This is a genomic window from Novosphingobium rosa NBRC 15208, assembly GCF_001598555.1.
Taxonomy (GTDB): domain Bacteria; phylum Pseudomonadota; class Alphaproteobacteria; order Sphingomonadales; family Sphingomonadaceae; genus Novosphingobium; species Novosphingobium rosa.
Genome location: NZ_BCZE01000009.1, coordinates 31,148 through 51,937, shown reverse-complemented (window position 1 = coordinate 51,937; position 20,790 = coordinate 31,148). Strand labels below are relative to the sequence as shown.

Annotated in this window: 14 protein-coding genes; 2 read left to right on the top strand and 12 right to left on the bottom strand. The window is 64.8% G+C overall.

All coding sequences use genetic code 11. The annotated features are described in order from the left end of the window. Nucleotides 1-18: 18 nt before the first annotated feature. From SR3_RS03830 to SR3_RS03805, 6 genes are all read right to left on the bottom strand, one after another. A complete protein-coding gene (locus SR3_RS03830; protein ID WP_068080971.1) occupies nucleotides 19-1,659 on the bottom strand; it encodes an alpha-D-glucose phosphate-specific phosphoglucomutase in 1,641 nt (546 codons plus the stop codon). Then, entirely contained in the window at nucleotides 1,656-3,206 is a 1,551-nt protein-coding gene (glgA, locus tag SR3_RS03825) for a glycogen synthase GlgA (RefSeq protein ID WP_068080969.1), read from the bottom strand. The genes SR3_RS03830 and glgA overlap by 4 nt, the downstream gene beginning before the upstream one ends. Nucleotide 3,207: 1 nt before the next feature. Continuing rightward, on the bottom strand, nucleotides 3,208-4,476 hold the full coding sequence (glgC, locus tag SR3_RS03820) for a glucose-1-phosphate adenylyltransferase (protein WP_084454891.1): 1,269 nt from the start codon (nucleotides 4,474-4,476) through the stop codon (nucleotides 3,208-3,210). Continuing rightward, complete coding sequence (glgB, locus tag SR3_RS03815) at nucleotides 4,473-6,737, bottom strand: 1,4-alpha-glucan branching protein GlgB (RefSeq protein WP_084454890.1); 2,265 nt, start codon at nucleotides 6,735-6,737, stop codon at nucleotides 4,473-4,475. The genes glgC and glgB overlap by 4 nt, the downstream gene beginning before the upstream one ends. Beyond that, nucleotides 6,734-9,145 (bottom strand): glycogen/starch/alpha-glucan phosphorylase, encoded by a 2,412-nt coding sequence (locus tag SR3_RS03810; RefSeq protein WP_407668147.1) that lies wholly within the window; start codon nucleotides 9,143-9,145, stop codon nucleotides 6,734-6,736. Before SR3_RS03810 ends, glgB begins: the two co-directional genes overlap by 4 nt. A gap of 265 nt (nucleotides 9,146-9,410) precedes the next feature. Beyond that, complete coding sequence (locus SR3_RS03805; RefSeq protein WP_068081331.1) at nucleotides 9,411-11,504, bottom strand: RelA/SpoT family protein; 2,094 nt, start codon at nucleotides 11,502-11,504, stop codon at nucleotides 9,411-9,413. Between the two features lie 265 nt (nucleotides 11,505-11,769). On the opposite strand from SR3_RS03805, the gene SR3_RS03800 reads away from it, so the two are divergent. Continuing rightward, complete coding sequence (locus SR3_RS03800; protein WP_307558614.1) at nucleotides 11,770-13,599, top strand: M28 family peptidase; 1,830 nt, start codon at nucleotides 11,770-11,772, stop codon at nucleotides 13,597-13,599. Between the two features lie 109 nt (nucleotides 13,600-13,708). Here SR3_RS03800 and SR3_RS03795 read toward each other — a convergent pair whose 3' ends face one another. From SR3_RS03795 to sdhC, 5 genes are all read right to left on the bottom strand, one after another. After that, nucleotides 13,709-14,014: a hypothetical protein gene (locus tag SR3_RS03795; RefSeq protein WP_068080959.1), complete on the bottom strand. Its 306-nt coding sequence runs from the start codon at nucleotides 14,012-14,014 to the stop codon at nucleotides 13,709-13,711. Nucleotides 14,015-14,152: 138 nt separating this feature from the next. Beyond that, complete coding sequence (locus SR3_RS03790) at nucleotides 14,153-15,631, bottom strand: M28 family peptidase (RefSeq protein ID WP_245653758.1); 1,479 nt, start codon at nucleotides 15,629-15,631, stop codon at nucleotides 14,153-14,155. A 240-nt stretch (nucleotides 15,632-15,871) separates the two neighbouring features. Next, nucleotides 15,872-17,680, bottom strand: a complete 1,809-nt coding sequence (gene sdhA, locus SR3_RS03785; protein ID WP_068080956.1) for a succinate dehydrogenase flavoprotein subunit — start codon at nucleotides 17,678-17,680, stop codon at nucleotides 15,872-15,874. Nucleotide 17,681: 1 nt separating this feature from the next. Then, entirely contained in the window at nucleotides 17,682-18,065 is a 384-nt protein-coding gene (gene sdhD / locus SR3_RS03780; RefSeq protein ID WP_068080954.1) for a succinate dehydrogenase, hydrophobic membrane anchor protein, read from the bottom strand. A gap of 12 nt (nucleotides 18,066-18,077) precedes the next feature. Further along, nucleotides 18,078-18,479 (bottom strand): succinate dehydrogenase, cytochrome b556 subunit, encoded by a 402-nt coding sequence (gene sdhC / locus SR3_RS03775; RefSeq protein ID WP_068080952.1) that lies wholly within the window; start codon nucleotides 18,477-18,479, stop codon nucleotides 18,078-18,080. Nucleotides 18,480-18,701: 222 nt separating this feature from the next. On the opposite strand from sdhC, the gene SR3_RS03770 reads away from it, so the two are divergent. After that, entirely contained in the window at nucleotides 18,702-19,751 is a 1,050-nt protein-coding gene (locus tag SR3_RS03770) for a 50S ribosomal protein L11 methyltransferase (RefSeq protein WP_084454889.1), read from the top strand. A 214-nt stretch (nucleotides 19,752-19,965) separates the two neighbouring features. Here the strand turns inward: SR3_RS03770 and SR3_RS03765 are convergent, their stop codons facing one another. Next, the gene (locus SR3_RS03765) at nucleotides 19,966-20,730 is read right to left on the bottom strand and encodes a class I SAM-dependent methyltransferase (RefSeq protein ID WP_245653757.1); all 765 of its coding nucleotides are present in this window, start codon (nucleotides 20,728-20,730) and stop codon (nucleotides 19,966-19,968) included. Nucleotides 20,731-20,790 lie beyond the last annotated feature (60 nt).

The following is a 20,790-nucleotide window of genomic DNA, read 5'->3' as shown; positions in this document are numbered from 1 at the left end:
GGTTCGGTCCCTTTTGGCTCAGGTGATCACATCGGGCTGCGTGCGCCCCGTGTGGCGCGTGATGCCCGCCAGTTCCTGAGCCGCCGCGATCAGATCGGCGAGCATATCGGGCGTCTGAGCCGCCAGATCGCCGCCGACCGGCTCATAACGCTCAAGATAGACGCGCAGAGTGGCGCCCTCCGTGCCGGTGCCGGACAGGCGGAAGACAATGCGCGACCCGCCCTCGAACAGGATGCGCAGGCCCTGATTCTTGCTGACCGAGCCATCGACGGGGTCGGTGTAGGCGAAGCTGTCTGCCGTAGCGATGGTCAGCGGGCCCACAGCCTTGCCGGGCAGCGCGGGCAGCGAGGCGGTCAGCTCAGCGATCAAAGCATTGGCCGCTTCTGTGGGCAGCGCCTCATAATCGTGGCGGGCGTAATAGTTGCGGCCATAGGTCGCCCAATGCTCGGCGGCCAGATCGCAGACGGGGATCTGGCGAACGGCAAGAATGTTGAGCCAGAGCAGCACCGCCCAGAGCCCGTCCTTCTCGCGCACATGGTCGCTGCCGGTCCCCGCACTTTCCTCACCGCAGATGGTGGCCATGCCCGCATCGAGCAGATTGCCGAAGAACTTCCAGCCGGTCGGCGTTTCAAAGGCGGGAATGCCCAAAGCCTTGGCCACCAGATCGGCCGCCGCGCTGGTGGGCATGGAGCGCGCGATGCCCTTCAAACCACCCTTATAGGCCGGGGCCAGATGAGCATTCGCCGCCAGCATCGCCAGACTGTCCGAAGGCGTGATGAAGATGCCCTTGCCCAGGATCAGATTGCGGTCGCCATCGCCATCGCTGGCCGCGCCGAACGCAGGCGCATCGGCATCGAACATCGTGTCGAACAGCACCTTGGCATGGACCATGTTCGGATCGGGGTGATGGCCGCCGAAGTCCTCCAGCGGCGTGCCGTTGCGCACCGTGCCGGGGCGGAAACCGAGGCGCTTTTCGAGGATCTCATGGGCGTAAGGCCCGGTGACGGCATGCATGGCGTCGAAGGTCATCGACAGGCCCTCCTTCACCGCGCGCCGAATCGCGTCGAAATCGAACAGGCTTTCCATCAGCGTGGCGTAATCGGCCACGGAATCGATCACCTCGACGGTCAGCCCCGCGACATCGGTGCTGCCCTGCACATCCAGATCGACATCGGGCGTTTCCACCGTCAGCCAGCGGTCGATGTTGGTGGTGCGTTCATAGACGGCATCGGTGATCCCCTCGGGCGCGGGGCCGCCATTGGCGATGTTGTATTTGATGCCGAAATCTTCATCCGGCCCGCCCGGATTGTGGCTGGCCGACAGCACCAGACCACCGCTGGCGCCATAATGGCGGATCACATGCGAGGCGGCGGGCGTCGAGAGAATGCCCCCCTGCCCCACCAGCACCCTTCCATAGCCATTGGCCGCCGCGATGCGGATCGCCTGCTGGATCACGGTGCGGTTGTGATAGCGGCCATCGCCGCCGATCACCAAAGTCGCGCCCTTTTCAGGCTTCACCACATCGAAGACGCTCTGAATGAAATTCTCGGCGTAGTTTTCCTGAGCGAAGATCTTCACCTTCTTGCGCAGGCCCGATGTGCCCGGCTTCTGCCCCGCAAAAGGCGTGGTGGGCTTGGCGATGACGGTCAGCGTGCTCATTGGTCCCCCGGGAGGTTTAGGGCGCCCTCAGCCGAGGGCTCTTGAACATAGGTGCGGTAGAGGGCGGCATAGGCCGCCGCGCTCTGGTTCCAGCTGAAATCCATGCGCATGCCGGCGCGGCGAACTTCGGTCCACACATCCTGCTGGCGATAAAGATCGACGGTGCGGGTGATGCCCAGCGCGAAGTTCTGGTAATCCACCCCGGCGAACTGGATGCCGGTGGCGGCGCCCGCCTTGATCGCGGCCAGATTGGCATCGACCACGGTGTCGGCAAGGCCCCCGGTGCGCGCCACCACGGGCACGCAGCCATAGGCCAGGCCATAAAGCTGGGTGAGCCCGCAAGGCTCGAAGCGACTGGGCACAAGAATGGCGTCACCACCCGCCTGCATGCGATGGGCCAGTGCCTCGTCATAGCCGATGCGCAGCGAAACCCGGCCCGCATGACGCGCGGCGCCCCTGTGCAGTTCGCTGACCAGCGCGGCGTCACCCGTGCCCAGCAACGCCAGACGCCCGCCAAGGCCGACCAGATGGTCCAGCACCTCGCAGAGCACATCCATGCCCTTCTGCCAGGTCAGGCGACTGACCACGATGAACAACGGACCATCATCGCGGTCGAGGCCGAATTCCTTTTCCAGCGCGCGCTTGTTGGCCACGCGCTTCGCCAGCGCGCGGGCGGAGAACCGGGCGGCGATGGTCTTGTCTTCGGCGGGGTTCCAGTCCTGGGCGTCGATGCCGTTGACGATGCCGCGCACATTGTCGCCCCGGCTCTGGATCAGGCCTTCCAGCCCCATGCCGAACTGCGGGCTGCGGATTTCCAGCGCATAGGTGGGCGAGACGGTGGTGATGCCATAGGCCGATTCCAGCCCGGCCTTCAGAAAACCGACGCCGCCGTGATACTCCACGCCATTGACCGCCCATGCCTCGGGCGGCAGGCCCAGACGCGGGAAGACGTCCGCCGGATAATAGCCCTGGAAGGCCATGTTGTGGATCGTCATGATCGAGGGCACGGCGCGCCCTCCCGCAGGCGGCGCGAATTTGAGATAGGCCGGGGCCAGACCTGCCTGCCAGTCATGGGCGTGGAGCAGATCGAAGGTCATGCCCTCCACCGCGCCGCCCGCCACATCGGCGCCCGCGCGCGACAGGGCGGCAAAGCGGCGCCAATTGTCGGCCCAGTCGCGCCCGGAGCCATCGGCATAGGGGCTGCCGTCGCGGTTGAAGAGGTGCGGCGCGTCCAGCACCAGCAGATCGCCCGCCTGATCGCCATCGAGGTGGCCCGAAAGCAGGCGCGCCGGGCCGCCGAACAGGTCTTTCCATTCATGGACCACCGGCGGCGCGGCGGGTTTCCTGGCCTTTCCCCCCTTGCCCTTGACGCCCTTGGCGACGGGCGGGCTCAGGCGCGTGAGCACCTGTGGGTAGCCGGGGATCATCACGCTCATCTGCACGCCATGGGCGGCGATGGCATGGGGCAGAGCGCCCACCACATCGGCAAGGCCGCCGGTTTTCACCAGCGGCACAGCCTCCGAAGCGAGCGAGAGAACACGGATCATTCTATCGCCCCGCCAGATATTGATCCATCATCGCCTTGGTGATGAGGCATACACCATTTTCCGTGCGGCGCCAGCGGGTTGCGTCCAGTTCAGGGGCTTCGCCCACCACCAGATTTTCCGGAATGCGCACGCCGGAATCGACGATGACACGCTTGAGCGAGGCCCCCCGCCCAATGTTGCAATAGGGCAGGATCACCCCTTCGCTGACGCTGGAGTAAGACCCCATCTTCACGCCGGTGAACAGCAGCGAGCGATGCGCCGTGGCGCCCGAGACGATGCAATCCTGCGAGATCAGCGAGGACACGGCAGAGCCGCGCCGCCCTTCCTCGTCATGCACGAACTTGGCCGGGCTGGCGACGACCTGATCGGTCCAGATGCGCCAGTCGCGGTCATACATGTTGAGGCGGGGCACCACGTCCGTCAGGTCCAGATTGGCCTCGAAATAGGCGTCCAGCGTGCCGACATCGCGCCAGTATTCGCCAATTTCCTCCGCCGCGCGCACGCAGCTTTCGGTGAAGCGATGCGCCACCGCCTTGCCGTGCTTGACGATGCGCGGGATGATGTCATGCCCGAAATCGCGGCTGGAATTGGGGTCCGCCGCGTCTTCCTTCAGCCGGTCGAACAGGTATTTGGTGTCGAAGACATAGATGCCCATGCTCGCCAGCGACCAGCCAGGCATGCCGGGGATCTCGGGCGGATTGGCGGGCTTTTCGACGAAATCGGTGATCGTATCGCTCTCGTCGACATGCATCACGCCAAAGGCCGTCGCCTCTTTCTGCGGGACGACCAGACAGCCGATCGTGACATCCGCGCCGCTGTTGACATGCTGGCGCAGCATCAGCTCGTAATCCATCTTGTAGATGTGATCGCCCGCCAGAATGACCATATATTTCGGGGCATGCGCCGCGATGATGTCGATGTTCTGATAGACCGCATCCGCCGTGCCTTCGTACCACTGGCTTTCGGAAACGCGCTGGCTGGCGGGCAGAATGTCGAAGCTCTCGTTACGCTCGGGGCGCATGAAGTTCCACGCGCGGTTCATATGGCGGATCAGGCTGTGGGCCTTGTACTGCGTCGCCACGCCGATGCGGCGGATGCCCGAATTGATCGCGTTGGACAACGCAAAGTCGATGATCCGGCTCATGCCCCCGAAATAGACGGCAGGTTTGGCGCGGTTGTCGGTCAACTCCTTCAGGCGGCTTCCCCTGCCGCCCGCCAGCACATAGGCCATGGCCTCGCGCGCCAGTGGTTGTCCGGAGGTGTCCCTCATGCAGCCTTCTCCCCTTTGGTCTTCTGACCCGTTCCTTTGCCAGAAGCCGCCCGCACGGCAGCCCTGGCGGTATCCTTCTTGCCGGTCCATTCCAGCATCACCGTGGCGAGCGGAGGCAGCACCATCGTGGCAGCGCCATCACGCGCCACCACGCGCCCCATATTGCCCACGCCGCTGCCGCCATATTCGATGGCATCGGTGTTCACGATCTCGGCCCAGATGCCGTCATGCGGCAGAGGGACGCGATAGTTTTCATGCACATGCGGCGTCATGTTAGCGATCACCGCGACCGGATGTTCCCCCGGCGCCTTGCGCAGCCAGGCAAAAACCGAATTTTCGGCGTCATCCACGATCAGCCATTCGAAGCCCTCCGGCTCGCAATCGCGGGCGTGGAGCGCGGGCTTTTCGCGGTAGGTGCGGTTGAGGTCGCGCACCACATCGCGGATGCCGCGATGGGGGGCGTAGTCCAGCATGTCCCAGTCGAGCGCGCGTTCCTCGGACCATTCACGGCGCTGCGCGAACTCCTGCCCCATGAACAGAGACTTCTTGCCCGGATAGGCCCACATCATCGCGTAATAGGCGCGCAGAGTGGCGAATTTCTGCCAGTCATCGCCCGACATCTTGTGGATCAGGCTGGCCTTGCCATGCACCACCTCGTCATGGCTGAGCGCCAGCACGAAATTCTCGTCGAAGGCGTACATCAGGCCGAAGGTGATGTCGTCATGGTGGTATTTGCGATGCTCGGCCGCGCGCCCCAGATAGCGGAGCGTGTCATGCATGAAGCCCATGTTCCACTTGAAGCCGAAGCCCAATGCGGAAGGGCGCCCGGCGGGCGACGGCGCCTCCACCTCATAGGCGGGCGTGGTGGCGCCGGGCCAGCTTGTCGCTTCCTCGGCAATGGTGAGGAAGCCGGGGTGCGTGGCATGGACAGCGCGGTTCATGGCGCGCAGGAAATCCACCGCCTCCCAGTTCTCGCGCCCGCCCTGATCGTTGGGGAGCCAGTCGCCACCCTCGCGGCTGTAATCGCGGTAGAGCATCGAGGCCACGGCATCGACGCGCAAGCCATCGACATGATAGCGTTCGGCCCAGAACAGGGCGTTGTTGACGAGGAAGGCGGCAACCTCGCGCCGCCCGAAATTGTAGATGGCCGTGTTCCAGTCGGGATGGAAGCCGAGCCGCGGGTCTTCATGCTCATAGAGCGCGGTGCCATCGAAGCGGGCCAGCCCATGGGCATCGGTGGGGAAATGGGCGGGCACCCAGTCGAGGATCACGCCCACCCCCGCGCGATGCGCGCCATCGACAAAGCGGGCAAAGCCCTCCGCATCGCCGAAGCGGGCCGAGGGAGCGTAAAGCCCGGTGGTCTGATAGCCCCATGAGGGATCGTAGGGATGTTCGGAGATCGGCAGGAACTCGATATGGGTGAAGCCCATATCCACCACATAGGGGATCAGCCGGTCGGCCAGCGCATCCCAGGTGAGGAACCAGTCGTCATCGTCGCGCTGCCAGCTGCCGGGATGGACCTCGTAGATCGAGATCGGCACGCGGCGCGGGTCGACGCTGGCCCAGTGCTTGATATGGGCTTCATCGCGCCAGTCGATCTTCACCGGATGGGCGGTGATGCTGGCGGTGGCGGGGCGCAACTCGCTGGCCAGCGCGAAGGGATCGGCCTTGAGCGGCAGCAGCGTGCCATCCTCGCCCACGATGCGGAACTTGTAGGCGTGGCCCGCGCCCAGAGCGGGCATGAAGATTTCCCAGATGCCGGTGTCGGCGCGGCGGCGCATCACATGGCGGGCGCCATCCCAATGGTTGAAGTCGCCCACCAGCGCCACGGTCCGCGCATGCGGAGCCCAGACGGCGAAATGCACGCCCTGCGCGCCCTCATGCTCGATGAGATGCGCGCCCAGCTTGTCGAAGAGGCGCAGATGGCTGCCCTGCCCGATCAGATGATCGTCGATCGGCCCCAGCACCGGGCCAAAGCTGTAGGGATCATGGACCAGCCAATCGTGACCATGGCCGCTGGCGCGATAGCGCACCGGTTGAGGGGCGCCGTCCAGCGTCCCTTCGAACAGGCCCCGCCCATCGACCTGCTCCAGCACGCCCAGAGGCATGCCGGACAGGCTTTGCGCTTCAACCCTTTGCGCCCCCGGCACGATCACCCGGGCGAAGGCGCCCAAAGGCCCCCGATGCACCCCCAACAAAGAGAAAGGATCACTGTGGCGCCCTTCGATCAGGGCCGAGATGGCGTCTTGGTCTGGGTTCACAAAACGCCCCAAATGTCCTTTGCATATTCTGCGATGGTCCGATCCGAAGAGAACCAACCAACATTGGCAATGTTCCGTATCGCACTGGCGCGCCATGCTTTTTGGTCGAGCCAGCGGGCATCGACATCGCGCTGGGCGGCGGCATAGGAGTCGAAATCGGCGGCGACCATGAACCAGTCATGGTCATGCAGCCCGCCCATCAGCCCGGCATAGCGGTCCGGATCGTCCGGGCTGAAGACGCCGCTGGCAATGGCATGGACGGCCTGCTGCAGCTCTCGGCTGTTGTCGATGATCGCGCGCGGATCATAGCCATTGGCGCGTTTCTCGTTCACCTCGGCGGCGGTGAGGCCGAAGATGAAGATGTTGTCGTCACCCACATGGTCCTTGATCTCGATGTTGGCGCCATCGAGCGTGCCGATGGTCAGCGCCCCGTTCAGCGCGAACTTCATGTTGCCCGTGCCCGAGGCTTCCATGCCCGCCGTGCTGATCTGCTCGGAGAGGTCCGCCGCCGGGATCAGGCGCTCGGCCGCGCTGACGTTGTAGTTGGGCACGAAGACCACCTTGAGCAGCCCGCCCACCGTGGGATCGCTGTTCACGCGGCGCGCAATGTCATTGGCCAGTTTGATGACCAGCTTGGCGTTGTGATAGCTCGACGCCGCCTTGCCGCCGAAGATCTTCACGCGCGGCACCCAGTCCTTTTCGGGATGGCTGCGGATCTGGTCATAGAGCGCCACGGTCTCCACCAGATTGAGCAGCTGGCGCTTGTACTCATGGATGCGCTTGATCTGCACATCGAAGAGCGCATCGGGATCCAGCCGCACGCCCATCAATGATTTGAGATGCGCTGCCAGCGCCACCTTGTTGGCGCGCTTCACCTCGGCAATGCGCTCGCCGAATTGGGCATCTTCGGCCAGATCGTTCAAAGCCGTCAGCTTCTGCGCATCGTCGAGGAAATCGGGGCCGATGGCGTCCTTGATCAGCGATGTCAGACCCGGATTGCACTGCTGCAGCCAGCGGCGCGGGGTGACGCCATTGGTCTTGTTGTTGATCCGCGTGGGATAGAGCTTGTGGAGATCGGCGAACACCGTGGTCTTCATCAGATCGGTGTGCAGCGCGGCCACGCCATTGACGCTGTGCGCACCCACGAAAGCCAGATTGGCCATGCGCACGCGGCGCTCGCCACCTTCATCGATCAGGCTGATCGCGGCGATCTGCTCAACGCTCATGCCCGCCTTGCGCGCCTCGCGCAGCACGCGGCTGTTGATCGAATAGATGATCTGCATGTGGCGCGGCAGCAGCCGCTCGAACAGCGGCAGCGGCCAGCTTTCCAGCGCCTCGGGCAGCAGCGTATGGTTGGTGTAGGCGATGGTGCGCTTGGTGATGTCCCATGCCTCGTCGAAGTCCAGATTATGAACATCGACCAGCAGGCGCATCAGCTCCGCCACGGCCACGCTGGGGTGGGTATCATTCAGCTGGATCGCGGCGCGGTCCGGCAGGGTGCGGATGTCCTCGTCATACTGCACATGGCGCCGCACGATGTCCTGAATGGAGGCGCTGGAGAAGAAATACTCCTGCCGCAGACGCAGCTCCTGCCCGGCGGGCGTGCTGTCAGCCGGATAGAGCACGCGCACGAGGCTGTTGGCACGCACCTGCGCCTGAAGCGCGCCAGCATGGTCGCCCGCGTTGAAGGCATCGAGGCGCAGCGGATCGGGCGCATTGGCCGTCCACAGGCGCAGCGTATTCACGCGCTTGCCGCGCCAGCCCGCCACCGGCGTATCGATGGCGCTGGCCTCGATCTGCTCCTTGGGGTGCCAGGTGACGCCGCCCGAAGCGGTTTCCCCCACCTCGCCGCCGAAGCCGACGAAATAGCTGCTCTCGCGCCGGTCGAACTCCCAGGGATTGCCGTGGCTCAGCCAGGTTTCGGGCAGTTCGACCTGCCAGCCATCATCGATGCGCTGGCGGAACATGCCGTTGAGGTAACGGATGCCATAGCCGTAAGCCGGAATGTCCAGGCTGGCGAGGCTCTCCATAAAGCAGGCGGCCAGACGGCCAAGGCCGCCATTACCCAGCGCGGCATCGGGCTCCAGCTCTTCCAGCTGGGCGAGATCGAGGCCATGGTCGCGCAGCGCCTTGGCCATCTCATTGGTGAGGCCCATGTTCGACAGCGCATCGCGCATCAGCCGCCCGATCAGGAACTCAAGGCTGAGGTAATAGACCCGCTTGCCGCCGGTATCATAGGTGCGCCGCGTCGAATCCATCCACGCGTCGACGATCTTGTCGCGCAGCGAAAGGATGGCGGCATGGAACCAGTCATGCGGCTTGGCGGCGCGCTCATCCTTGCCGATCCGATGGCGCAGCACATCGAGCACCAGCTCATGGATATCGTCAGCAACGGCGGTGTCGGGCAAAGGCTGCACTCCCAGACGGGGCCGCGCGCATCTAGCACTCCGCGCGACCGGTTATTCCTGATGCCCTTCGCGGCGGTGGGGCTGGTCCAGCGGTGTTTGCACACCCCCGGCCAGCCCTCTCCTCTTCCCATACTTCCAACTGCGGAGGCTAAGCCAGACAAGGCCGCCGAGACAAGCATCTATCCACCAAGCGGTGAAATTTTTCCGCCCGGTGCAGGCTTCCTAGAGACAGAGTGTTGCGCAAAGCTTTCCGGAGCGTTGCCGATCAAAGCCTTTCGGCCTGAGCCACCGATCCGCTGGCCCGCAGCGAGGAGACGATGCGCGTCAGATGCGCCAGATCGGCCACATCCAGATCGACCTCATAGGTGCCGAAAAGCTCGTCGCGGCTGGCCATCTTCAGGCTGACGATGTTGGCCTTGGTGCTGGCGAAAATGCCGGTCACCTCGGCCAGCGTGCCGGGGCGGTTATAAAGCACGCAGCGCACCCGCCCGATGGCCCCGGTGGTGCGCGCGCCCCACGAAAGATCGAGCCAGTCGCTGTCCTGACCGCTGGCCAGCACGTCACAGGAAATGGAGTGAACCTCCACCCCCACGCCGGGCTTTTTCACGCCCACGATGCGGTCGCCCGGCACCGGGTGGCAGCATTCGGCCAGATGGAAGGCCAGACCGGGGGTGAGCCCCTTGATCGAGATGGCGCGCTCCTGCTTGGGCCACTGGTCGGTTTCGGCCAGAGTCTTGGCGCTGCCGGGCAGCACGGCTTCCATCACCGCGGCATCGTCCAGCTTGGCGCTGCCGATGGCGACCAGCATCTCTTCCTCGGTCTTGAAGCCGAGGCGCTTCACCGCCTCGCCGCGCGCCTTCTTGCCCACCTTGGTCGGCAGGCGCTCGACCAGCTCGTCGAAGAGATCCGCGCCGATGGCGGCGATTTCCGAACGCTCTTTGGCGCGCACCGCGCGGCGGATGGCGGCCCGCGCCTTGCCCGTGACGGCAAAGCCCAGCCATGCCAGCTGCGGGCTGGCGCTGCGGTTCTTGATGATCTCCACCACGTCGCCATTGCCCAGCGCGGTGCGCATCGGCACATGGCGGCCATTGATCTTGGCGCCCACCGCCATGCTGCCCAGATCGGTATGCACGGCATAGGCGAAATCGATCGGCGTCGCGCCCTTGGGCAGCTGATGCAGCGCGCCCTTGGGGGTGAAGGCGAAGATGCGATCCTGATAGATCGCCATCTTGGTGTTTTCGAGCAGCTCCTCGGCATCGTGGCTGTCGTCGATCACCTCGATCAGGTCGCGCAGCCAGCCCACCTGCCCATCGGGCGCCACGCCGCCCTGCTTGTAGCTCCAATGCGCGGCGAGGCCATATTCATTGGTCTCATGCATGTCCCAGGTGCGGATCTGCACCTCCATACGCATGGAGTTCTCATAGATCAGCGAGGTGTGGAGCGACTTGTAGCCGTTGCTCTTGGGGGTCGAGATGTAATCCTTGAAGCGCCCCGGGATCATCTGCCAGGTGGTGTGCAACAGGCCGATGGCGCGGTAGCAATCCTCGACATTCTCGACCAGCACGCGGAAGGCCATGATGTCGGTGATGCTGTCGAAGGAGACATGGCGCTCGGCCATCTTGCGCCAGATCGAATAGGGGTGCTTCTCGCGCCCCCAGACCTGACATTTCACCCCCATCGAGGTCAGCGTCTGGCTGATGGCCAGCGCGATCTCGTCGACCTGCCCGCCATCGGTCTCGCGGATCTGCGACAGGCGCGCGGTGATGGTCTCGTAAGCCTCGGGCTCCAGCTGCTGGAAGGCCAGCAGCTGCATTTCGCGCATATACTCATACATGCCCACGCGCTCGGCCAGCGGGGCATAGATTTCCATGGTTTCCTTGGCGATGCGCCGACGCTTGTCCTCGCTCTTGATGAAGTGCAGCGTGCGCATGTTGTGCAGCCGGTCCGCCAGCTTCACCAGCAGCACGCGCAGATCCTCGCTCATCGCCAGCAGGAACTTGCGCAGGTTTTCCGCCGCGCGCTCCTTCTCGGTCATCGCCTCGATCTTGGAGAGCTTGGTCACGCCATCGACCAGACGCGCCACGGCGGGCCCGAACAGTTTCTCGATCTCGTCAACCGTGGCCAGCGTGTCCTCCACCGTATCGTGGAGCAGCGCGGTGATGATCGTCTCGATGTCGAGCTTCAGCTCGGTCATCAGCCCGGCGACTTCGACCGGATGGCTGAAATAGGGGTCACCGCTGGCGCGCTTCTGGCTGCCATGCTTCTGCACGGTATAGACATAGGCGCGGTTCAGCATCGCCTCGTCCGCGTCCGGGGCGTAAGCAAGCACTCTTTCGACAAGTTCGTATTGGCGTAGCATCGTGGGATCAATGTGGGCGATGCGCCACGGGCGGGCAAGCCTTAAAGGGCGATTTGTCTGATCGACGATATGCTTTTGATGCGTGTTGGCCACAGGGTGTGCCTCTATGGCCAGAGGATGGCGGGATACGTCAAATCCCCCAAGTCGGCGCAACTCATCCCTTGCACGGGGCCTCTTGCCGTTGCATCCAACTCCCGTAATAAAGATACCCTTTCGCGCAAGGATTCTAAAGCGCGCCGAACAGTTCTGGGAGCCGCCTGATATTATGACCACCTTCCGCTCCGCCCTGCGCTCTCTTGCGCTGGTGTCTGTCGCTTCGCTGGCGCTGGCCGCCCCTGTCGCCGCGCATGACGATGATGATGCGCTGGACATCGCGGGCATGACGCTGGGCATGGGCCCGCAGGCCCCCGCCAAGGAGGCCCCGGTCTCCATGGCCGGCCCGACCATCGCCGAGGCCGCCCTGCCCCTCGACCCGCGCTTCTCGCCCGCGCGCATTCAGGCCGATGTCACCTTCTTCGCCGACGATCTGCTGCTGGGCCGCGACACCGGCAGCCAGGGCCATGAGATCGCCGCGCGCTATGTCGCCGCGCGCTTCACCGGCCTGGGCCTGACGCCGATGGGCGACACTACGGAAAAGGGTCGCAGCTGGCTCCAGCGCATCACCTTCCAGAAGACCACCCGCGCCGACGGCCCCTCGGGCGTGGACTTCACCGGCGCCAATGGCAAGCCGGTCACCTTCGCTCAGGGCAAGGACGCGCTGGTCGGCATCTCGGTCACCGAGAGCAAGCTGGACGTCTCCGCCCCGCTGGTCTTCGTGGGCTATGGGCTTGAGAACTCGCAATACGGCCTCGACGATTACAAGGGGCTGGATGTGAAGGGCAAGATCGTGGTCCTGCTCTCGGGCTTCCCCAGCGGGCTCCCTTCCGAGGAAGCCGCGCATATCGGCGCCACCAAGGGGGAGGCCGCCGCCGCCCATGGCGCCATCGGCATCATCACCATCGGCACAAACGCCTCGCTGAAGGTCCGCCCGTGGGAGCGCAGCCTGCAATATGCCGGCACCCCGCGCTTCAACTGGGTCGACACCACCGGCCCCAACGCGGGCAAGGCGCATGACAATGCCACGGGCCTGCGCGCCAGCGCCTCGATCGACAACGAGGCCGCCACGGCCCTGCTGGCGGGCGCGCCGCAGTCGCTGCCGCAGATCCGCGCTCTGGCCGACAAGCCCTGGATTGGGGGCAAGCCGGTGGCCGTGAAGGGCTTTGCGCTGAAGGGCAGCGCGCGCATCTATGGCAACTTCGCCTCGACCCGCGTGACCAGCCCCAATGTCGCGGGCATGATCCCCGGCAGCGATCCGGCTTTGAAGGACCAGTATGTGGTGCTCTCGGGCCATCTCGACCACCTCGGCGTCGATGCCCCCAAGCCCGGCGAACCGGCGGACAAGGATCGCATTTACAATGGCGCGCTCGACAATGCGGCAGGCACCTCCACCCTGCTGGAAGTCGCCCATGTGATGGCGCAGGAGGCCAAGCAGGGTAAGGGCCCGCGCCGCAGCGTGATCTTCCTGGTCTCCACCGGCGAGGAAAAGGGCCTGCTGGGCGCCGATTTCTTCGCCCGCCACCCCGCCGTGCCGGTCGAGAAGATCGTCGGCAATGTCGATCTCGACATGCCGGTGCTGCTCTATCCCTTCACCGATCTGGTGGCCTTCGGCGCGGATCACTCCACGCTGGGCAAGATCGTGGCCAATTCGGGTAAGGCGATGCAGCTCTCGCTCAGCCCCGATCCCATGCCGACCGAGAACATCTTCGTGCGCTCGGACCATTATATGTTCGTGAAGCAGGGCGTGCCCGCCGTGTTCCTGGCCACCGGCTATGGCAATGGCGGCGCGGCGCAGTGGACCCAGTTCATGAAGACCACCTACCACAAGCCGGGCGACGACCTCTCCCAGCCCATCAACTGGCGCGCGGGCGCCCGCTTTGCCGAGGCCAACTGGCGCATCACCAGCGCCATGGCGGATTCGGACACGCCCCCGCTGTGGTACAAGGGTGATTTCTTCGGCAACCTCTTCGCGCCCAAGGCCGCGCGCGCCGAGAAGTAAGCGTTAAAGGAGCGTGGTTCGCCACGCTCCTTCAAACAGACAAAAGAAAACCGGCGGGGGCATGATCGCAGCCCCCGCCGGTTTTTTCTTTCAGATCGTCAGGCGCCGATCAGCACTTCACGAACTTGCCCTTGGCGTCTTTGCAGGGCCCCTTCTTCTTGGCGGGGGCGGCGGCAGGCTCGGCCTTGGCCATGGGCTTCATCGCCGGAGCGGCCGTCATAGCAGGCGCGGCCTTCATCGCGGGAGCCGGAGCCGCCTTCATGGCGGGGGCAGCCTTGGCAGCGCCGTCGGGCTTGGCGCCGGGCGTGCCGCACTTGGCGAACTGGCCCTTGGCATTGCGGCAGGTGGCCGCTTCGGCAGTGGCGGGAACAGCCAGCAGAGCCAGCAGCGCCATGGGCAAAATCAGTTTCTTCATGTCATCCCTCCTCAAGAGACAAGCAGCGCCAAGCACAGCCGCGAGCGCCGATGCGGAAACTATTGCGCGGCGACCGAACCGTCAATGAACAGCAACGCGACAACAACAATTTACGTAACGATTTTCAACGCTCCACTTTCAACGCTCCACAGTGGAGACCGCCGCCGTCCAGCGGCGCGGATCGGCGAAGAAATGCACCAGAGCCACATGGAACCACACATCCTCGGCAGCGCCGCCCAGCTCCAGTCCGGGCTTCACCACATCGCCGGGGCGGTGATAGTCGGTCTCCAGATAATGCTGGAAACGCGGCCTGTCGCCATAGGCAGAGGTGACCATCACGGCGGGAATGTCGTGGCTGATCAGCGCCCAGCCATCCTGCCGCTTGAGGAAAGTGTTGGGCCAGTCGGAATTGGCGAGTTTGCGATGCTGCTCCTGCGCGACGGTGGCCAGGCCGGAATCGAGCCGCGTCATTCCCGCCCCCACCACGCCCAGCGGCCCTCCGGCAGGAGCGATGGCGATGGAATCGAGGTTGAAGGCCGCCACGATCTTGCCCAGCGGCAGCGGCGGGCTTTCAGCAAAGGCCTCCGCGCCCAGCAGGCCCATTTCCTCGGCGGTGGTGGCCAGAATATAAACGTCGCGATCGAGCGGCCCGGTCTGATTATGCGCCAGACGCCGGGCGATCTCGGTGAGGCCCGCGATGCCGCTGGCATTGTCGATGGCGCCGTTGCAGATCAGATGCTCGCCGGGTTTGCCCGTGCCGCAGGTGCCGAAATGGTCCCAATGCGCCAGCAACAGCACCGCGCCTTCCTCGGGGTGGCGGCCCGGTATGCGGCCGATCACATTATGCGTGCGGATCGTGGTCTGGCGGGTGGTCGCCTCGAAATTGGCGGTCAGATCGAGCAGATGCGGCGCGAAATCCGGGCGATTGGCCTCATTGGACAGCGCTTCGAGCGCCTCGCGCCCGCCCAGCAGCCGCGCCATGCCTTCCATGGTGATATAGGCTTCCAGATCGCCCTCGGGCGCATCGTCAGCCAGGGCGAAGCCCTGATGCCGCCGCCGCTCGCTGACCGAAGCCAGCGTGCGATAGCTGTCGAGAATGGTCAACACCGCCGCCGCGCCGCCCTCCAGCAAGGCGTTCTGACGCACCGCCAGCGGCAGCACATCGCCGCCCACGCGCGGCGCGGGCTTGTCGAAGATCACCGCCACCCGGCCCGCCAGCTCGGTGCGCGAGGGCAGATCGCCCGACATCCGCCCCACGAAATAGAAAGGCGCATTGCGCACCATGCCGCGCCGCCCGAAGGTCATCACCCGCACATCCCCGGGCGGCAGCAGCACCGGCCTTCCGCGCCGCGCGAAATCCGCATGCGATCCCACCGGCTCGCGCCCCACCAGCGTCACTGGCTGAAACCACGGATGGGCCGGATCATTGGTGCCCGAGACCAGCCCGATATCGAACCATTGCTTGGCCAGATAGCGCAGGGTCTTCTTCTCACCCTCCGTGCCCGGCTCGCGCCCGGCGAAATCGTCGCTGGCCAGCTGGGTGATGCTGGCGAGCAATTGCTGCTCCAGCCCGGCATCATGGCGCGAGGAGGCAGCCCCCAGCGGCTGCCCAAACACAGCGCAAACCATCGCCATGAGAGACAGGGAGATACGGCTGACCCGCAAGTTTCGATTCGTCGCCGACGTGACCCACTTCATCGGCACGTAAACCATCACAAACTGGGCCGCCCGGCAAGATGCTTCCTGCTGCACGAGCGAAGGACACACAGCATCGTCATCCGGCAACAGGCGCGCAACAAAAAGGGCCGGAAAGCCTGCGCCTTCCAGCCCCTTCTGTTCAAACCGCGCAGGAAGCGATCAGTAAACGCGCTTCTTGGGCTTGATGTAGCTGACGTCGTCGGTCAGCGTGTATTCGTGAACCGGGCGGTAATCCAGCTTCACGCCGCCGCCCTTGCCGCCCCAGCCATCGAACCAGGCGACGGTGTGCTTCATCCACTCGGCATCTTTGCGATCGGGGAAGTCCTCATGCGCGTGGGCGCCGCGGCTTTCCTTGCGGGCATGGGCACCATGCAGCGTGACCGAAGCCTGGCTGATGAGGTTGTCCAGCTCCAGCGTCTCGACCAGATCGCTGTTCCAGATCAGCGAGCGGTCGGTCACCTTGATGTCCGTCATGCGGGCATAAGTGTCGGCCAGCTTGGTCTTGCCTTCGGCCATCAGCTCGTCGGTGCGGAACACGGCGGCGTGCTGCGACATGGCGCGCTGCATCTCGGTGCGGATTTCCGCCGTCGAGCTGCCGCCATTGGCGTTGCGGAAGTGATCCAGACGGCCCAGCGCCAGATCGGCCGAATCCTTGGGCAGTTCAGGCTGGGCGCTGCCCGGCTTGATCAGCTCCTTCAGGCGGTGGCCGGTGGCGCGACCGAAGACCACGAGATCGATCAGCGAGTTGGACCCCAGACGGTTGGCGCCATGCACCGAAACGCAGGCCGCCTCACCCACGGCGAACAGGCCGGGGACCACATGGTCCGGATTGCCGTCCGGGCCGATGGTCACGACTTCGCCGTGATAGTTACAGGGGATGCCGCCCATGTTGTAGTGCACGGTGGGCACCACAGGCAGCGGCTGACGGGTCAGATCGACACCGGCGAAGATCTTGCCGCTCTCGGTGATGCCCGGCAGACGCTCACCCAGCACCTTGGGATCGATGTGATCGAGGTGCAGGTAGATGTGATCCTTGTGCGGCCCCACGCCGCGACCTTCGCGGATTTCCAGCGCCATCGAACGGGAAACCACGTCACGCGAGGCCAGATCCTTGGCCGAGGGAGCATAGCGTTCCATGAAACGCTCACCCTCGGAGTTGGTGAGGTAACCGCCCTCGCCGCGCGCGCCCTCGGTGATCAGCACGCCCGCGCCGTAAATGCCGGTGGGGTGGAACTGCACGAATTCCATGTCCTGCAGGGGCAGGCCGGCGCGCAGCACCATGCCGCCGCCGTCGCCGGTGCAGGTATGGGCCGAGGTGGCGGTGTAATAGGAACGGCCATAGCCGCCGGTCGCCAGCACCACGGCCTGCGAGCGGAAGCGGTGGATCGTGCCGTCATCCATGCACAGCGCGATCACGCCGACGCATTTGCCATTGTCCATGATGAGGTCGATGGCAAAATATTCGATGAAGAAGTCGGCGTCATACTTGAGCGACTGCTGATACAGCGCGTGAAGCATGGCGTGGCCGGTACGGTCAGCCGCGGCGCAGGTGCGCTGCACCGGCGGGCCTTCGCCCATGTTCTGCATGTGGCCGCCGAAGGGGCGCTGGTAGATCGTGCCGTCGGCGTTGCGGCTGAAGGGCACGCCGGCGTGCTCCAGCTCGTACACGGCGGCAGGGGCCTCGCGCACCATATATTCGATGGCGTCCTGGTCGCCCAGCCAGTCCGACCCCTTGACGGTGTCGTACATGTGCCAGGTCCAGTGGTCGGGCGTGTTGTTCTGCAGCGAGGCCGCGATGCCGCCCTGCGCCGCCACGGTGTGGCTGCGGGTGGGGAACACCTTGGTGATGCAGGCGGTCTTCAGACCGGCTTCGGCAGCACCCATCGTGGCACGCAGGCCCGAACCGCCCGCGCCAACCACCACGGTGTCATAGATATGGTCGATGATCTTGTAGGAAGGGGCGGACATCTCAAGCAGCTCCCAGAGCGAGGCGGGCGATGGTGAACACGCCGTAGAAGGCGGCGCCGAAGACCACGAGGTTCAGCGCGGCCAGCGCGACGAACTTCGTGCCGGCTTCATGCAGATAATCCTCGATCAGGACCTGCATGCCCAGGCGCACATGCCAGAACACGGAAATAATCAGCAGCGACAGCGCCACCGCCGACACCGGGCTGACGATCCAGTCATGCACGGTGATGTAGTTGAAATTGGGCATCAGCAGCAGCGAGACGGCGAACCATGCCGTCAGCACCAGATTGCCGATGGCCGAGACGCGCTGCACGATCCAGTGATGCGCGCCCGAATGCGCCGAGCCCAGCCCGCGAACGCGGCCGATCGAGGTTCCGTTACCCATCGTTTCTCTCCCTCAGCGCAGCAGCAGGATGGCCCAGAAGGCCACGGTGAGCAGCACGCCGAACACATGCGTCAGGATCGACCACATGTTGTTCGTCTTCACCTCGAAGCCGCCGCCGATGTCCATCAGCAGATGGCGCAGGCCCGAGCACAGATGGTTGAAATAGGCCCAGCTGATGCCCACGAAGACGATGCGGCCCAGCGGGCTCACCGCGAAGGCAGCATATTTGGCATAGGCTTCAGGACCGGCGGCCAGCGTGCCCAGCCAGCACAGCAGGGCGCCCAGCCCGACCACGGCCAGACCATTGCCCGACACACGGTGCATGATCGAGGTGAACATTGCCGGGCCCCAGCGCCAGATCGAAAGGTGCGGGGAAAGCGGCCGTGCCTTTTTGCCAGTGGCGCCTTGGGCCATCGGTGGAATCCTTTGTGTTTGCTGCATTCACGTTGCTGCATTGCGGGACATATCCCGCGCGAATGCTTCCCATAGCCAAAACGTGACACCATGCAAGCGTCAGAAAGGCCTTACGACCATCTGCCGTTCAGCTTCTTGCCATACGCATGCACTCCCGACGCATATCAGCCGGTAAGCCGACTGCCCCTTGGCGCGGCCGGGCACTGGCGCTATGCCGCGCGCATGGCCCGTAAACCCGCATCCCAGAACCCCGTCACACCTCCCGCCAATGAAGCGCAGGAGCAAAGCTGGCAGATCACCCTCTTCGGCCCGCGCTGGCAGATCGAGGCAGCACTGATCGCCCATGAAGACGCCTGGGACTGGGATGATGAGGTCATCCTTTCCGGCTGCGAAATCGCCGATGACAAGCCCGAAGACTGGCGCATGGACGTTTTCCTGCCCCGCAAGCCCACCGCGCAGGACCGCAGCGCGATCAAGGCGCTGTTCGCCGGGGAAAACGGCGCCGGAAACAAAGGGGGGGGCAAGGCCCCCAAAATGATCGAGGAATGCCTGGCCGACCAGGACTGGATCACCCTTTCGCAATCCGGCCTCGAACCCATCCACGCCGGGCGTTTTATCGTTCACACGCCTGACTTCCCCGTGGAGGCTCCCAAAGGCATCCGCGCCTTCACCATCCCCGCCAGTCGCGCCTTCGGCACCGGCCATCACGCCACCACCGCCGGATGCCTGACCATGCTCAGCCTGATGAAGGCCGAGGGTATGGTGGCGCGCAACATCGCCGATATAGGCACCGGCACCGGCCTTCTCGCCTTTGCGGGCCTGCACCTGTGGCCCCGCGCGCTGGCCACCGCCTCGGACATCGATGCCGCCTGCCTCGGCGTGGTGGAGCATAACATCGAGATCAACGGCATTGCCCCCGGTGCCAGCCCCGGCCAGCTCACCATGCTGATCGCCGACGGCATGGACGACCCCGTGCTGCAATCGCGCGGGCCCTATGATCTGCTGATCGCCAACATCCTCGCCGGGCCTTTGATCGAACTCGCGCCCGATTTCGCCAAGGCGCTGGTGCCGGGCGGGTCGCTGCTGCTGGCCGGGCTGCTCTCCACGCAAGAGGATCAAGTGCGCGCCGCCTGCCGTCGCGCCGGACTGAGGATCGCGCGCCGGGCCGTGCATGGGGACTGGTCCGTACTGTGGCTGCGCAAGCGGGCCGATGTCCGCGTGCGGGCAAGCAGGCCCGGACAGTTGCCGGATTGGGCGAAGAGTTGGAAGTAAGGGATTAAAGAATAAAGAGAAATGCGAGGGCCATCGCCCTCGCGCTCCCTTTAATGTCTACCTTGCGCACAACCTGTCCAGCAGGTGCGGGTTCTTGGCGCCATAGCACCCGCAGGTGGAGAGGCTGGGCGCTCGGATCGCGTGCCACGATCCTATCGCCGGAAGACGTCATGGGAGCGCGAGGGTGTTACACCCTCGCGCTTATCCTTCTGCCTTACTTCCCCTTGGGCTTCTGGAACAGAAACACGAACTGATCCGTCTTGTCGTGGATCTTGAACACGCTGACGGTGTGATCGTCGGCGGCATTGGCCAGCGCTTTGCTTTCACCCACCAGCTTGAACCCGGCCTTGGCGACTTCGCTCTTCACCAGCGCGGGATCGATGCGGTGCAGGGCGTCGGTCTGGCTGTCACCCGTGCCAGCAGCCCCCGCGTGGTCCGTCACGAAATAGTAGCCGCCGGGCTTCAGAGCCTCGAAGGCGGCCGCATTGGTGGCTTCGGCATTCCCGCCGTGGTGGTGGAGGTCGTGGTAATTCTGGCTGGTCCACACCAGATCCAGCTTCTCGGGCGCCGAGAAGGCCGGGCCGCGCACCAGCGAGACATTGGTGTAGTTCACATCGGGCACGACCTTGAAGTTAGCGGTGCCTCGGGTGGGGCCTTCCCCGGGGATCCACGAATAGACCGCGCCCTTTTCACCCACGATCCTGGAAATCAGCCGCGTGAAATAGCCGCCGCCGGGCAGCAGTTCACCCACCTTCTCGCCGGGGTGAACGCGGGCGAAGGCCAGCAGGGCGCCGGGCTTGCGTGCCTCATCGCGCGAGGTGTCCGTTTCGGGGCGCGCCTTGTCGGCCAGAGCGGCGGCGATGGCGGGCGATGCGCCTACCGCATGGGTCGGCTTGGCGGTAGCCAGCCCCGCGCCCAGCATGCCAAAGCTCAGCGCCATGGCCAAAGCCGCGCCGCGTCCTACAGACTTGCTTATCATCGCACTCTCCCTTGGGACGCCGTCAAAGCGAGAGCGTCGCGGCGCTATGGCTAATCCAAT

Coding starts and splice junctions, on each gene's coding strand:
- SR3_RS03805 (WP_068081331.1), bottom strand. CDS start 11,504: ATGCTACGCCAATACGAACTTGTCGAAAGAGTGCTTGCTTACGCCCCG.
- sdhA (WP_068080956.1), bottom strand. CDS start 17,680: ATGTCCGCCCCTTCCTACAAGATCATCGACCATATCTATGACACCGTG.
- sdhC (WP_068080952.1), bottom strand. CDS start 18,479: ATGGCCCAAGGCGCCACTGGCAAAAAGGCACGGCCGCTTTCCCCGCAC.
- SR3_RS03765 (WP_245653757.1), bottom strand. CDS start 20,730: ATGATAAGCAAGTCTGTAGGACGCGGCGCGGCTTTGGCCATGGCGCTG.
- SR3_RS03830 (WP_068080971.1), bottom strand. CDS start 1,659: ATGAGCACGCTGACCGTCATCGCCAAGCCCACCACGCCTTTTGCGGGG.
- SR3_RS03800 (WP_307558614.1), top strand. CDS start 11,770: ATGACCACCTTCCGCTCCGCCCTGCGCTCTCTTGCGCTGGTGTCTGTC.
- glgC (WP_084454891.1), bottom strand. CDS start 4,476: ATGAGGGACACCTCCGGACAACCACTGGCGCGCGAGGCCATGGCCTAT.
- SR3_RS03770 (WP_084454889.1), top strand. CDS start 18,702: ATGGCCCGTAAACCCGCATCCCAGAACCCCGTCACACCTCCCGCCAAT.
- sdhD (WP_068080954.1), bottom strand. CDS start 18,065: ATGGGTAACGGAACCTCGATCGGCCGCGTTCGCGGGCTGGGCTCGGCG.
- SR3_RS03795 (WP_068080959.1), bottom strand. CDS start 14,014: ATGAAGAAACTGATTTTGCCCATGGCGCTGCTGGCTCTGCTGGCTGTT.
- glgA (WP_068080969.1), bottom strand. CDS start 3,206: ATGATCCGTGTTCTCTCGCTCGCTTCGGAGGCTGTGCCGCTGGTGAAA.